Genomic DNA, 12,353 nt, shown 5'->3' with positions numbered 1-12,353 from the left:
TTTCTGGTGCGTACCGGGCTGAGAGGCGGTGTAAGTGAACTGTAGTTGCCATGTTTTACGGCAATGAGAGCAGAGATAGCGCTGATGTCCGGCAGTGCTTTTGCCGTTACGCACCACGCCTTCAGTAGCGGAGCAGGAAGGACATCTGATGGAAATGGAAGCCACGCAAGCACCTTAAAATCACCATCATACACTAAATCAGTAAGTTGGCAGCATTACCCTGCGCGGGAACAAAGTAAAAATAATGACGAAGTAAACGGAGCATGGCAGCTCCGTTTCATTTGAAAGGAATTAATTAAGCAGGCCGGGGAAAATCCCCTTAATACCAGTAACGATAAATTCAATCCCCAATGCCATCAGCAATAGCCCCATAATACGCGTAATCACGTTGATGCCGGTCTGGCGTAAAACCCGTACCAGCCAAGGTGCCATGCGGAACAATCCCCAGCAACATAAAGCGAACAATGCAATAGCCACAAAGAAACCAAACAGATAGCTAATGCTGTGATAACGCGTACCCCAGACGATGGTAGAACTGATCGCCCCTGGCCCCGCCATCAACGGCAACGCCAATGGCACCACACCAATGCTTTCACGTACCGCGGTTTCTGATTTTTCTTGCTTGTTCTGTTTATCCTCGCCAAGCTTGCCGCTGATCATCGACATCGCTATCGTCACCACCAGGATGCCCCCGGCGATACGGAACGAATCAATTGATATACCAAAAAGTTGCAGAATCGTGTCGCCGAGAAAAAGCGAGATCCACAAGATAATGGCCACAGACAGGTTGGCTGTAAGGTTAGTTTTGTTTCGCGCTGCCGCTGTCTGATAACTGGTCATGCTGATAAAGACGGGAATAATCCCTACCGGGTTGACCAGCGCAAATAACCCGATGAAAAATTTGAAGTAAACGGGAAAATCAAAAAAGGTCTGAATCACGGTTAGCTCCGAAGCAAAAGCCGGATAATGTTAGCCATAAATAAGGTTGAAAAGACGCGCTGACAATACGCCTTTTGACAGCATTTTTCACCTCCTAACTACTTAAAATTGCTATCATTCGTTATTGTTATCTAGTTGTGCAAAACATGCTAATGTAGCCACCAAATCATACTACAATTTATTAACTGTTAGCTATAATGGCGAAAAGCGATGCTGAAAGGTGTCAGCTTTGCAAAAAATTTGATTTGGATCACGTAATCAGTACCCAGAAGTGAGTAATCTTGCTTACGCCACCTGGAAGTGACGCATTAGAGATAATAACTCTAATGTTTAAACTCTTTTAGTAAATCACAGTGAGTGTGAGCGCGAGTAAGCTTTTGATTTTCATAGGTTAAGCAAATCATCACCGCACTGACTATACTCTCGTATTCGAGCAGATGATTTACTAAAAAAGTTTAACATTATCAGGAGAGCATTATGGCTGTTACTAATGTCGCTGAACTTAACGCACTCGTAGAGCGTGTAAAGAAAGCCCAGCGTGAATATGCCAGTTTCACTCAAGAGCAAGTAGACAAAATCTTCCGCGCCGCCGCTCTGGCTGCTGCAGATGCTCGAATCCCACTCGCGAAAATGGCCGTTGCCGAATCCGGCATGGGTATCGTCGAAGATAAAGTGATCAAAAACCACTTTGCTTCTGAATATATCTACAACGCCTATAAAGATGAAAAAACCTGTGGTATTCTGTCTGAAGACGACACTTTTGGTACCATCACTATCGCTGAACCAATCGGTATTATTTGCGGTATCGTTCCGACCACTAACCCGACTTCAACTGCTATCTTCAAATCGCTGATCAGTCTGAAGACCCGTAACGCCATTATCTTCTCCCCGCACCCGCGTGCAAAAGATGCCACCAACAAAGCGGCTGATATCGTTCTGCAGGCTGCTATCGCTGCCGGTGCTCCGAAAGATCTGATCGGCTGGATCGATCAACCTTCTGTTGAACTGTCTAACGCACTGATGCACCACCCAGACATCAACCTGATCCTCGCGACTGGTGGTCCGGGCATGGTTAAAGCCGCATACAGCTCCGGTAAACCAGCTATCGGTGTAGGCGCGGGCAACACTCCAGTTGTTATCGATGAAACTGCTGATATCAAACGTGCAGTTGCATCTGTACTGATGTCCAAAACCTTCGACAACGGCGTAATCTGTGCTTCTGAACAGTCTGTTGTTGTTGTTGACTCTGTTTATGACGCTGTACGTGAACGTTTTGCAACCCACGGCGGCTATCTGTTGCAGGGTAAAGAGCTGAAAGCTGTTCAGGATGTTATCCTGAAAAACGGTGCGCTGAACGCGGCTATCGTTGGTCAGCCAGCCTATAAAATTGCTGAACTGGCAGGCTTCTCTGTACCAGAAAACACCAAGATTCTGATCGGTGAAGTGACCGTTGTTGATGAAAGCGAACCGTTCGCACATGAAAAACTGTCCCCGACTCTGGCAATGTACCGCGCTAAAGATTTCGAAGACGCGGTAGAAAAAGCAGAGAAACTGGTTGCTATGGGCGGTATCGGTCATACCTCTTGCCTGTACACTGACCAGGATAACCAACCGGCTCGCGTTTCTTACTTCGGTCAGAAAATGAAAACGGCTCGTATCCTGATTAACACCCCAGCGTCTCAGGGTGGTATCGGTGACCTGTATAACTTCAAACTCGCACCTTCCCTGACTCTGGGTTGTGGTTCTTGGGGTGGTAACTCCATCTCTGAAAACGTTGGTCCGAAACACCTGATCAACAAGAAAACCGTTGCTAAGCGAGCTGAAAACATGTTGTGGCACAAACTTCCGAAATCTATCTACTTCCGCCGTGGCTCCCTGCCAATCGCGCTGGATGAAGTGATTACTGATGGCCACAAACGTGCGCTCATCGTGACTGACCGCTTCCTGTTCAACAATGGTTATGCTGATCAGATCACTTCCGTACTGAAAGCAGCAGGCGTTGAAACTGAAGTCTTCTTCGAAGTAGAAGCGGACCCGACCCTGAGCATCGTTCGTAAAGGTGCAGAACTGGCAAACTCCTTCAAACCAGACGTGATTATCGCGCTGGGTGGTGGTTCCCCGATGGACGCCGCGAAGATCATGTGGGTTATGTACGAACATCCGGAAACTCACTTCGAAGAGCTGGCGCTGCGCTTTATGGATATCCGTAAACGTATCTACAAGTTCCCGAAAATGGGCGTGAAAGCGAAAATGATCGCTGTCACCACCACTTCTGGTACAGGTTCTGAAGTCACTCCGTTTGCGGTTGTAACTGACGACGCTACTGGTCAGAAATATCCGCTGGCAGACTATGCGCTGACTCCGGATATGGCGATTGTCGACGCCAACCTGGTTATGGACATGCCGAAGTCCCTGTGTGCTTTCGGTGGTCTGGACGCAGTAACTCACGCCATGGAAGCTTATGTTTCTGTACTGGCATCTGAGTTCTCTGATGGTCAGGCTCTGCAGGCACTGAAACTGCTGAAAGAATATCTGCCAGCGTCCTACCACGAAGGGTCTAAAAATCCGGTAGCGCGTGAACGTGTTCACAGTGCAGCGACTATCGCGGGTATCGCGTTTGCGAACGCCTTCCTGGGTGTATGTCACTCAATGGCGCACAAACTGGGTTCCCAGTTCCATATTCCGCACGGTCTGGCAAACGCCCTGCTGATTTGTAACGTTATTCGCTACAACGCGAACGACAACCCGACCAAGCAGACTGCATTCAGCCAGTATGACCGTCCGCAGGCTCGCCGTCGTTATGCTGAAATTGCTGACCACCTGGGTCTGAGCGCACCGGGCGACCGTACTGCTGCTAAGATCGAGAAACTGCTGGCATGGCTGGAAACGCTGAAAGCTGAACTGGGTATTCCGAAATCTATCCGTGAAGCTGGCGTTCAGGAAGCAGACTTCCTGGCGAACGTGGATAAACTGTCTGAAGATGCATTCGATGACCAGTGCACCGGCGCTAACCCGCGTTACCCGCTGATCTCCGAGCTGAAACAGATTCTGCTGGATACCTACTACGGTCGTGATTATGTAGAAGGTGAAACTGCAGCGAAGAAAGAAGCTGCTCCGGCTAAAGCTGAGAAAAAAGCGAAAAAATCCGCTTAATCAGTAGCGCTGTCTGGCAACATAAACGGCCCCTTCTGGGCAATGCCGATCAGTTAAGGATTAGTTGACCGATCCTTAAACTGAGGCACTATAACGGCTTCCACAACAGGGAGCCGTTTTCTTATGCCACTTCTCAATGATCTGCTCGATTTCAGTGACCATCCGCTTATGCCTCCGCCCTCTGCACAACTATTTGCAGAACACCTTCCCACCGAGTGGATACAACACTGCCTGACGCTTTCTGCTCATGCGACCGTTCGCCGCCGTCGTTTACCGGGGGACATGGTTATCTGGATGGTGGTGCAATGAGCCAATTACCGATGTTGTTCGCCGTCTGAACCTGAGCGCGGATGGCGAAGCGGGGATGAACCTGCTGGCCCGCAGCGCTGTCACCCAAGCGCGTCAGCGCGTGGGGGCCGCCCCAGTGGAATGGCTCTTCCGCCAGACCGCACAGACAGGGGCGCGGAACGTTACCTGAAGGATGACTGGCACGGCCTGCAACTTTTTGCCATTGATGGCGCACAGTTCAGGACACCTGATAAACCCGAGCTGCGTGAATATTATGGGTCTGCCAACACATCCACTAAGCGGCAGAACGCCTACCCGGTTATGCGTCTGGTGGCCTTAATGAACCTGGGAAGTCACATTCTGCTGAATGCCGTGACCGCACCTTACCGGCAGAGCGAAACTGTGCTGGCCCACTCCATGCTCGCCACCATCCCGGATAACTCTATTACGTTGTTTGATAAGCTTTTTTACAGCGAAGACCTGCTGCTAACGCTGAACCAGAAGGGTTGTAACCGCCACTGGCTACTGCCTGCGTGGAAGAATATCGCATCAGAAATGATAGAGCTGGGAAACACGGCGTCACCAGGGACCATCCCGAAACGACTGGAGCATCTTCGGGGTGCTCTGGAAGTGGTGTTCATAACAAAACGCCCCCGACCATCAAGGCCGAGGTCGGTTAAGATATCAAAAACCCGTTATCCTGTGAAACATAGTGCCGCTCCTCTTAAGTGAACGGCATTGCCCTTCTGGGGCCGTATTTTTTGTTTACCCAAAGCAACTTTTCCATAAACCGACAGCATTAGCCTTCATCATATTTGCGACGATGTATAACGCCTAAATACAGGGATATTGTACTTTACAGGTCACAAGTCAACGTCGGTGCTTAAGAGCCCTGTGAGGCGTATAGCGGCGTTAAAAAACTGCCGAGAAGGGTATATAGCCCGGAAGAAGTGCGTAAAACGAACTGACAGGATAAAAGTGCCCTGCTCACCCTGTCAGTAAAGAAATTCTTATTAATCGTGGCGATGCCTTTCCTGAATAGCCGTTAATGAGCCGACTTGTAACGCCTCTTTATAGTGTTTACGGCATACAGAAACGTATCGTTCATTACCACCAATTACCACCTGCTCACCTTCGTTATAAGGTCTGCCTGCTTGATCAAGACGCAGCACCATGCTTGCTTTACGGCCACAAAAACAGATGGTTTTTAATTCAACCAGTTTGTCGGACCATGCCAGTAAGTATTGGCTGCCAATAAATAATTCACCTCGAAAATCGGTACGTAAACCATAACAAAGTACGGGTATATCGAGTTGATCGACAACCTCCGATAATTCATATACTTGTTGTCTGGTTAAAAACTGGCATTCATCAACCAGTACGCAATGAATTGCCTGCTGTTCATGTTCCGCACGAATCTCATCAAATAATGATGAATTTTGGTTAAATAATTTTGCAGGCGATGACAAACCTATACGCGAACTGACTTTCCCGGCACCAAAGCGATCATCAATTTCTGCCGTATATACGACAGTGCGCATGCCGCGTTCTTGGTAATTGTATGAAGATTGCAACAATGCTGTAGACTTACCCGCATTCATTGCGGAATAGTAGAAATATAGCTGTGCCATCAGCCACAGGCCCTCAATGATATGAAATAAAGTTGGCTGGAGTTTATCATAATTCGTCAGTTTTTCAGCTCAACAGTATGCACAGAAGTGGGTATATGCGTTCTCCCTTACGAAGCCTTGCATAATCCTTCTGAGCTATCATTACAACTGCCTCGCTTGTTATAAGCGGGTAAATGACTGCTGGTAACTATTCACAATCTTTAACCTGTTGCGCAAGTAATAGCCCTCTGTTGACCTCCAGGAGATAGTGCAATACTAAGTCCATGCTCTTATTGCGACTGTTCTACTTTTCATCATTCGCTTAATAGGGAATTCTCGTAAACACAACTAATACAGAAGACTGAAAGGCCGTCAGCCTACGATAATCTCCCCATAAAATGTGACATGAATCAGGAAGTTTTAACCTCACGTGCTGCGAAATCATCGGTGTAAATAGGGCTATATGCCGCGTCTTTTCTGGCTAATTTTATGAAAAGATATTTATTGGCGGCACAAAATAAAGAACAATTTTGAATTCCTTACATTCCTGGCTATTGCACAACTGAATTTAAGGCTCTATTATTACCTCAACAAACCACCCCAATATAAGTTTGAGATTACTACAATGAGCGAAGCACTTAAAATTCTGAACAACATCCGTACTCTTCGTGCGCAGGCAAGAGAATGTACACTTGAAACGCTGGAAGAAATGCTGGAAAAATTAGAAGTTGTTGTTAACGAACGTCGCGAAGAAGAAAGCGCGGCTGCTGCTGAAGTTGAAGAGCGCACTCGTAAACTGCAGCAATATCGCGAAATGCTGATCGCTGACGGTATTGACCCGAACGAACTGCTGAATAGCCTTGCTGCCGTTAAATCCGGCACCAAAGCTAAACGTGCTCAGCGTCCGGCAAAATATAGCTATGTTGACGAAAACGGCGAAACTAAAACCTGGACTGGCCAGGGCCGTACTCCAGCTGTAATCAAAAAAGCAATGGATGAGCAAGGTAAATCCCTCGACGATTTCCTGATCAAGCAATAATCTTTTGTAGATTGCAATTGCTAAAAATCCCGCCATCGGCGGGATTTTTTATTGTCCGGTTTAAGACAATTTAATAAGAATAAGCTATAAAAAAACGGCGTCGATTGTTCAACGCCGTTTCGTGGATAACACCGATATGGATGTTACTTCTTAATGCCCATCTCTTCTTCAAGCCAGGCTTTAAATTCCGTGCCAAGGGTGTTATGACGAATACCGTATTCAACGAAGGCCTGCATGTAACCTAATTTATTACCGCAGTCATGGCTCTTCCCTTTCATATGATAGGCTTCCACCGTTTCTTTTTCGATCAGCATATCAATTGCGTCGGTGAGCTGAATTTCATCACCAGCTCCCGGAGGGGTTTTTGCCAGCAACGGCCAAATATCCGCGCTAAGTACGTAACGACCCACAATAGCGAGATTAGACGGCGCAACATCCGCTTTCGGTTTTTCTACCACACCAACCATCGGTACACTTTCACCCGGCGCTAATTCAACGCCTTTGCAATCCACAACGCCATATGCGGTCACATCAGCAACCTGTTCAACCATGATCTGGCTATGACCCGTTTCATCAAAGCGGCGGATCATCTCTGCCAGGTTATCCTGTGACAAATCGGATTCATATTCATCCAGAATAACATCAGGCAAAATAACAGCTACCGGTTCATCACCCACTACCGGGTGAGCACACAATACCGCGTGTCCCAGGCCTTTCGCCAGCCCCTGACGAACTTGCATAATAGTCACGTGCGGCGGACAAATAGACTGCACTTCATCAAGCAGTTGACGTTTTACACGTTTTTCCAGCATTGCTTCCAGTTCAAAACTGGTATCAAAGTGGTTTTCAATCGAGTTTTTAGATGAGTGCGTAACCAGCACAATTTCAGTAATGCCAGCCGCAATACATTCATTCACGACGTATTGAATTAATGGCTTATCGACAAGTGGCAGCATCTCTTTCGGGATGGCTTTCGTCGCCGGCAACATCCTGGTTCCTAATCCCGCAACGGGGATAACGGCTTTTTTGACTTTCGTATTAATGGCAGCCATTTAAATTCTCCTGGACTGTTCGTGTTTTGAACGTGTTCATATTTCTGTATCGCATCCCAGTATATCAGCACCCCGAAGGGGCTAAGTTCTGAAAAGGAGGCGAGTTAGCATAATTAAGACAATTACTTATACGAATGGCGACGATAGTACCACCAGCCGACATTAGCAGGTAATGCAAATTTAGTCCGCGTTATCGTTTGCTCATTCTGCAGACAACATCAAGCGCAGTCGACCACCGGTTCCCCATATTTGGCATTGCCAGGCATCGCATCGCTGGCTCAATTGATTCAAATAAGCGTTACCTAAAGTGCCTAACGGAACACCATTACTGATTTGCACCTGGTGTTCGCCGGTATTTAACGTCGCATTCAGACCCGCAGAAACCAGAATGAGATTTTTCAGTTCGCGATGATAATAGCCAACTAATAGCGGAAACTGCCCCGGCAGATTGGCCTGACGGAGTAAATGGTTTACCTGCTTCAATAACGCGCCCAGCTCTGGCAACCGTTGATTTTGGTGTGCAAGCTGTTCCTGTAATAATCCGTTAAACAATGCGCGTAATAACAAGGCAGCAAGTACGCCATTATGTCCAGCTCGGGTGACATCAAGGCAATAAAATGCCAGATCGTTTTCCGAAAGTGCGGCAATATCAAGCACCAGGCCGGGTTTGTCCGCGGCAACCAATTGACGATAATTAACCCGGCAATGGGAAATCACCTGCTGAACCGGCGGTTGTAGTTCCTGTAATAATTTCGCCGCTGCGGCAGGGTTATCAACCGTTGCATCCCAATCGCGAAAAAGCCTTTCCTCTTCCTCAACGCGCGAATTAAACATGCTGGGATAGAGACAGGCAAAAACCATCTCGCGCAAGCGATTCAGATCTTTAACTGGTTTCAGCAAAACATCTTCAACGCCCAGACGTAACGCTTTGGCAATATCTGCCATATTTTCAGTGGCAGATATCACCAGAACTGGGGTCTGGTCGCCTCTGTTACGTATATGCTCCAGCAGTTTAAGCCCGTTCATTCGTGGCATCGCGATATCACATATCATCAGGTCTGGAGTGAAACCTCCCAGCAACTCAAGGGCATCCACCCCATCAGCCGCCAGTACCGTTGTCGCTCCCAATGAGGAAAACCATGAATCCAGAAGCGAGCGAAATACCTGCTCATCTTCAACAATGAGAATCTGTTTTCCGACCAATGGCTGCGTCATGTTCTCTCCCCTGACTGGCTTTACTCAATAGTGGCATGCTATTGCCACCTGCGCCTGTCAGAATTAACTTAAGTGTAGATAAAAATTCTGGTCAAATGTTGGTGCGTACCAACGGCAAAAGTTCGTCCATTTTCCTTTCCACTGCCAGCTGTCCGGCCGCAATGGCAGCGTGCGCGCGATGGAAATCAAGCGTAGATATTTGCGGGCAAACAGGTTGAATCAGAATATCGGGCGGATCACCTGCCATGCGGTTCCTTTTAAGGCGGTTCTCCAGCACCTGGATAGAAGTGGTCATAATCTCTGTTGCCGTTGGCGCTGTCACCGCCCGACGTGTTGTTATACTGCCTAACCTTTCTTTCAGACGCGCATGCCACGGCAAAGATTCACCATTCTCGCTATTTTCTTCACTGACATTAAAGGAGAGCAAATCTTGTTGCATCAAATGAGCATCGTGCTGCAGGTCGACCGCTATCACAATATCAGCCCCCAATGCACGCGTGAGGGAAATAGGAATTGGGTTAACTACTGCTCCATCAACCAGCCAGTAGCCGTTATGTGCAACAGGTGCCATGAGTCCTGGAATACTGCATGATGCGCGAATAGCAAGATGGAGATCGCCTTCAGTAAACCATAATTCACGTCCCGTACTTAAATTGGTGGCAACAGCCGCAAAGCGACGGGAACAATTTTCGATCTCTGTTTCCGGCATTATTTCGCGGCATTGATTGAAGACACGCTCGCCGCGCAGTAACCCACCGCGCTGCCAGGAGAGATCCATCAGGCGTAAAACATCCCAATAACTGAAAGAGGTCACCCAATCTTCCAGCGCAGATAATCGATCGCATGCATAGGCAGCGCCCACCAGCGAACCAATTGAACATCCTGCAACGATATCAATTTCAATACCCACTTTTTTTAGCGCATTAATAACGCCAATATGCGACCAACCTCTCGCCGCGCCAGATCCCAGCGCCAGCCCTATTTTTATCTTTCTCATTATTCCCGCAAGATTCCCCTGGAATGCAATCGTAGCCACATCGCTACTGCTCGGTTAACATAGTGCTACTCAGGCGGTTAATACGCCGTTATTGTTTCCAGGGAGATTATTTGTGTCTCAGCTTTGTCCCTGTGGTAGTGCTGTCGAGTATAGCCTATGTTGCCACCCTTATGTGTCTGGTGAAAAGGTTGCACCTGATCCAGAACATCTCATGCGTTCGCGTTACTGCGCTTTTGTGATGCAAGACGCAGATTATTTAATAAAGACCTGGCATCCCTCTTGTGGAGCAGCGGCGTTACGTGCCGAATTGATGGCCGGATTTGCGCATACTGAATGGTTGGGATTGACCGTATTTGAACATTGTTGGCAGGACGCCGACAATATCGGATTTGTCAGTTTTGTTGCTCGATTTACCGAAGGTGGCAAAACAGGTGCAATAATTGAACGTTCGCGATTTTTGAAAGAAAACGGTCAATGGTACTATATTGACGGTACACGTCCGCAGTTTGGTCGCAACGATCCCTGCCCTTGTGGTTCAGGTAAAAAATTTAAAAAGTGCTGCGGCCAATAATGGTTGACGGTACGGTTTAGCAAACACTCTCAACAAGGTTTTTCCAGCAATGCATTCACTCCAACGTAAAGTTCTGCGTACTATTTGTCCGGACCAAAAAGGTCTGATCGCACGTATTACCAATATTTGCTACAAGCACGAGTTAAATATCGTACAGAACAATGAATTTGTTGATCACCGTACCGGGCGCTTTTTTATGCGCACGGAACTGGAAGGGATTTTTAATGATTCCACCCTGCTGGCGGATCTCGATAGCGCATTGCCAGAAGGCTCCGTGCGTGAGCTGAATCCTGCCGGTCGTCGCCGGATAGTGATTCTGGTCACTAAAGAAGCGCATTGCCTTGGCGATTTGTTGATGAAAGCCAATTACGGCGGCCTGGATGTCGAAATCGCGGCAGTTATTGGTAACCACGATACTTTACGTTCTCTGGTTGAGCGTTTTGATATTCCGTTTGAGCTGGTAAACCATGAAGGGTTAAGCCGCAACGAGCACGATCAAAAGATGGCAGACGCCATTGATGCTTATAAACCTGACTATGTGGTGCTGGCGAAGTATATGCGGGTATTAACGCCGGAATTTGTGGCACGCTTCCCGAATAAAATCATCAATATTCACCATTCATTCCTGCCTGCGTTTATCGGCGCACGTCCTTATCACCAGGCCTATGAACGTGGTGTGAAGATTATTGGCGCAACCGCTCACTATGTGAATGACAATCTGGACGAAGGCCCAATCATCATGCAGGACGTTATTCATGTCGATCATACCTACACAGCTGAAGATATGATGCGCGCAGGTCGTGACGTCGAGAAAAACGTCTTAAGTCGTGCGCTATACAAAGTACTGGCACAGCGCGTCTTTGTTTACGGTAATCGGACGATTATTCTTTAATCGCCAGCAAAAATAACTGGTTACCTTTAATCCGTTACGGATGAAAATTACGCAACCAGTTCATTTTTCTCAACGTAACACTTTACAGCGGCGCGTCATTTGATATGATGCGCCCCGCTTCCCGATAAGGGAGCAGGCCAGTAAAAAGCATTACCCCGTGGTGGGGTTCCCGAGCGGCCAAAGGGAGCAGACTGTAAATCTGCCGTCATCGACTTCGAAGGTTCGAATCCTTCCCCCACCACCATCACTTTTCAAAAGTCCGTAAACTCTCAAACGAATCCGCAATTAAATATTCTGCCCAAGCGGGGAAGGATGAGAAGCTTCGACCAAGGTTCGACTTGAGCGCCAGCGAGAGAGCGTTGCCGCAGGCAACGACCCGAAGGGCGAAGCGCGCAGCGCTGAGTAATCCTTCCCCCACCACCATCGCTTCCTTGAATAATCAAAACCTGTTACTCCGAGCTAATTTTGCCCGATGGCACCACGTTTACCGGGCCTACAATATCCTCCCCTGTAGGTCGGATAAGCGAAGCGCATCCGACAACTCACCCCGCACCGTGCCCATAAAAAACCCCGCCGAAGCAGGGTCTATGTGAACTA

11 protein-coding genes, 1 tRNA gene, 1 other RNA gene and 1 pseudogene are annotated in these 12,353 nt (G+C 47.9%); 7 read left to right on the top strand and 7 right to left on the bottom strand.

The features are described from left to right. The 3 genes from BHE85_RS16215 to ychE (BHE85_RS27590) all read right to left on the bottom strand — a co-directional run. On the bottom strand, positions 1-165 hold a 165-nt coding region (locus tag BHE85_RS16215), incomplete at its 3' end, for an IS1 family transposase (RefSeq protein WP_047664789.1). A gap of 126 nt (positions 166-291) precedes the next feature. Next, positions 292-939 carry an NAAT family transporter YchE gene (gene ychE, locus BHE85_RS16210; protein WP_000616554.1) on the bottom strand — a complete coding sequence of 216 codons (648 nt, stop codon included), beginning with the start codon at positions 937-939 and terminating at the stop codon, positions 292-294. 30 nt (positions 940-969) lie between these two features. After that, complete coding sequence (gene ychE, locus BHE85_RS27590; protein ID WP_211180492.1) at positions 970-1,023, bottom strand: protein YchT; 54 nt, start codon at positions 1,021-1,023, stop codon at positions 970-972. Positions 1,024-1,416: 393 nt separating this feature from the next. Between ychE (BHE85_RS27590) and adhE the strand changes: the two genes are divergently transcribed. Beyond that, entirely contained in the window at positions 1,417-4,092 is a 2,676-nt protein-coding gene (gene adhE / locus BHE85_RS16205) for a bifunctional acetaldehyde-CoA/alcohol dehydrogenase (RefSeq protein ID WP_000301630.1), read from the top strand. A 123-nt stretch (positions 4,093-4,215) separates the two neighbouring features. After that, positions 4,216-5,112, top strand: a pseudogene (locus tag BHE85_RS16200) (IS4 family transposase). A 281-nt stretch (positions 5,113-5,393) separates the two neighbouring features. Here BHE85_RS16200 and tdk read toward each other — a convergent pair. Beyond that, positions 5,394-6,011 carry a thymidine kinase gene (gene tdk / locus BHE85_RS16195; RefSeq protein WP_000068079.1) on the bottom strand — a complete coding sequence of 206 codons (618 nt, stop codon included), beginning with the start codon at positions 6,009-6,011 and terminating at the stop codon, positions 5,394-5,396. A gap of 604 nt (positions 6,012-6,615) precedes the next feature. Between tdk and hns the strand changes: the two genes are divergently transcribed. Then, positions 6,616-7,029: a histone-like nucleoid-structuring protein H-NS gene (gene hns, locus BHE85_RS16190; protein WP_001287378.1), complete on the top strand. Its 414-nt coding sequence runs from the start codon at positions 6,616-6,618 to the stop codon at positions 7,027-7,029. Between the two features lie 143 nt (positions 7,030-7,172). Here the strand turns inward: hns and galU are convergent, their stop codons facing one another. From galU to rssA, 3 genes are all read right to left on the bottom strand, one after another. Then, positions 7,173-8,081, bottom strand: a complete 909-nt coding sequence (gene galU, locus BHE85_RS16185) for a UTP--glucose-1-phosphate uridylyltransferase GalU (RefSeq protein ID WP_000718998.1) — start codon at positions 8,079-8,081, stop codon at positions 7,173-7,175. 201 nt (positions 8,082-8,282) lie between these two features. Then, positions 8,283-9,296 (bottom strand): two-component system response regulator RssB, encoded by a 1,014-nt coding sequence (rssB, locus tag BHE85_RS16180; protein ID WP_000193454.1) that lies wholly within the window; start codon positions 9,294-9,296, stop codon positions 8,283-8,285. A 91-nt stretch (positions 9,297-9,387) separates the two neighbouring features. Next, positions 9,388-10,293, bottom strand: coding sequence for a patatin-like phospholipase RssA (gene rssA / locus BHE85_RS16175; RefSeq protein WP_005005696.1), 906 nt, complete (start codon positions 10,291-10,293; stop codon positions 9,388-9,390). Positions 10,294-10,405: 112 nt separating this feature from the next. Here rssA and BHE85_RS16170 point away from each other — a divergent pair, with 112 nt between their 5' ends. From BHE85_RS16170 to BHE85_RS16155, 4 genes are all read left to right on the top strand, one after another. Then, on the top strand, positions 10,406-10,864 hold the full coding sequence (locus BHE85_RS16170) for a YchJ family protein (protein ID WP_001307143.1): 459 nt from the start codon (positions 10,406-10,408) through the stop codon (positions 10,862-10,864). Between the two features lie 49 nt (positions 10,865-10,913). Beyond that, positions 10,914-11,756, top strand: a complete 843-nt coding sequence (gene purU, locus BHE85_RS16165) for a formyltetrahydrofolate deformylase (RefSeq protein ID WP_000555845.1) — start codon at positions 10,914-10,916, stop codon at positions 11,754-11,756. A gap of 159 nt (positions 11,757-11,915) precedes the next feature. Then, positions 11,916-12,000, top strand: a tRNA-Tyr gene (locus BHE85_RS16160). Positions 12,001-12,047: 47 nt separating this feature from the next. Then, positions 12,048-12,179: non-coding RNA, RtT sRNA (locus tag BHE85_RS16155), on the top strand. The last annotated feature ends 174 nt before the right edge of the window (positions 12,180-12,353 follow it).

This window comes from Shigella sp. FC1567 (assembly GCF_001743015.1).
Taxonomy (GTDB): Bacteria; Pseudomonadota; Gammaproteobacteria; order Enterobacterales; family Enterobacteriaceae; genus Escherichia; species Escherichia coli.
The sequence above is the reverse complement of the archived record's forward strand: the minus strand, read 5'-3'. Positions and strand labels throughout refer to the sequence as shown.

Excerpts from the sequence above, each read along its gene's own strand:
- adhE (WP_000301630.1), top strand. The coding sequence starts at position 1,417 with ATGGCTGTTACTAATGTCGCTGAACTTAACGCACTCGTAGAGCGTGTA.
- tdk (WP_000068079.1), bottom strand. The coding sequence starts at position 6,011 with ATGGCACAGCTATATTTCTACTATTCCGCAATGAATGCGGGTAAGTCT.
- hns (WP_001287378.1), top strand. The coding sequence starts at position 6,616 with ATGAGCGAAGCACTTAAAATTCTGAACAACATCCGTACTCTTCGTGCG.
- galU (WP_000718998.1), bottom strand. The coding sequence starts at position 8,081 with ATGGCTGCCATTAATACGAAAGTCAAAAAAGCCGTTATCCCCGTTGCG.
- rssB (WP_000193454.1), bottom strand. The coding sequence starts at position 9,296 with ATGACGCAGCCATTGGTCGGAAAACAGATTCTCATTGTTGAAGATGAG.
- rssA (WP_005005696.1), bottom strand. The coding sequence starts at position 10,293 with ATGAGAAAGATAAAAATAGGGCTGGCGCTGGGATCTGGCGCGGCGAGA.
- purU (WP_000555845.1), top strand. The coding sequence starts at position 10,914 with ATGCATTCACTCCAACGTAAAGTTCTGCGTACTATTTGTCCGGACCAA.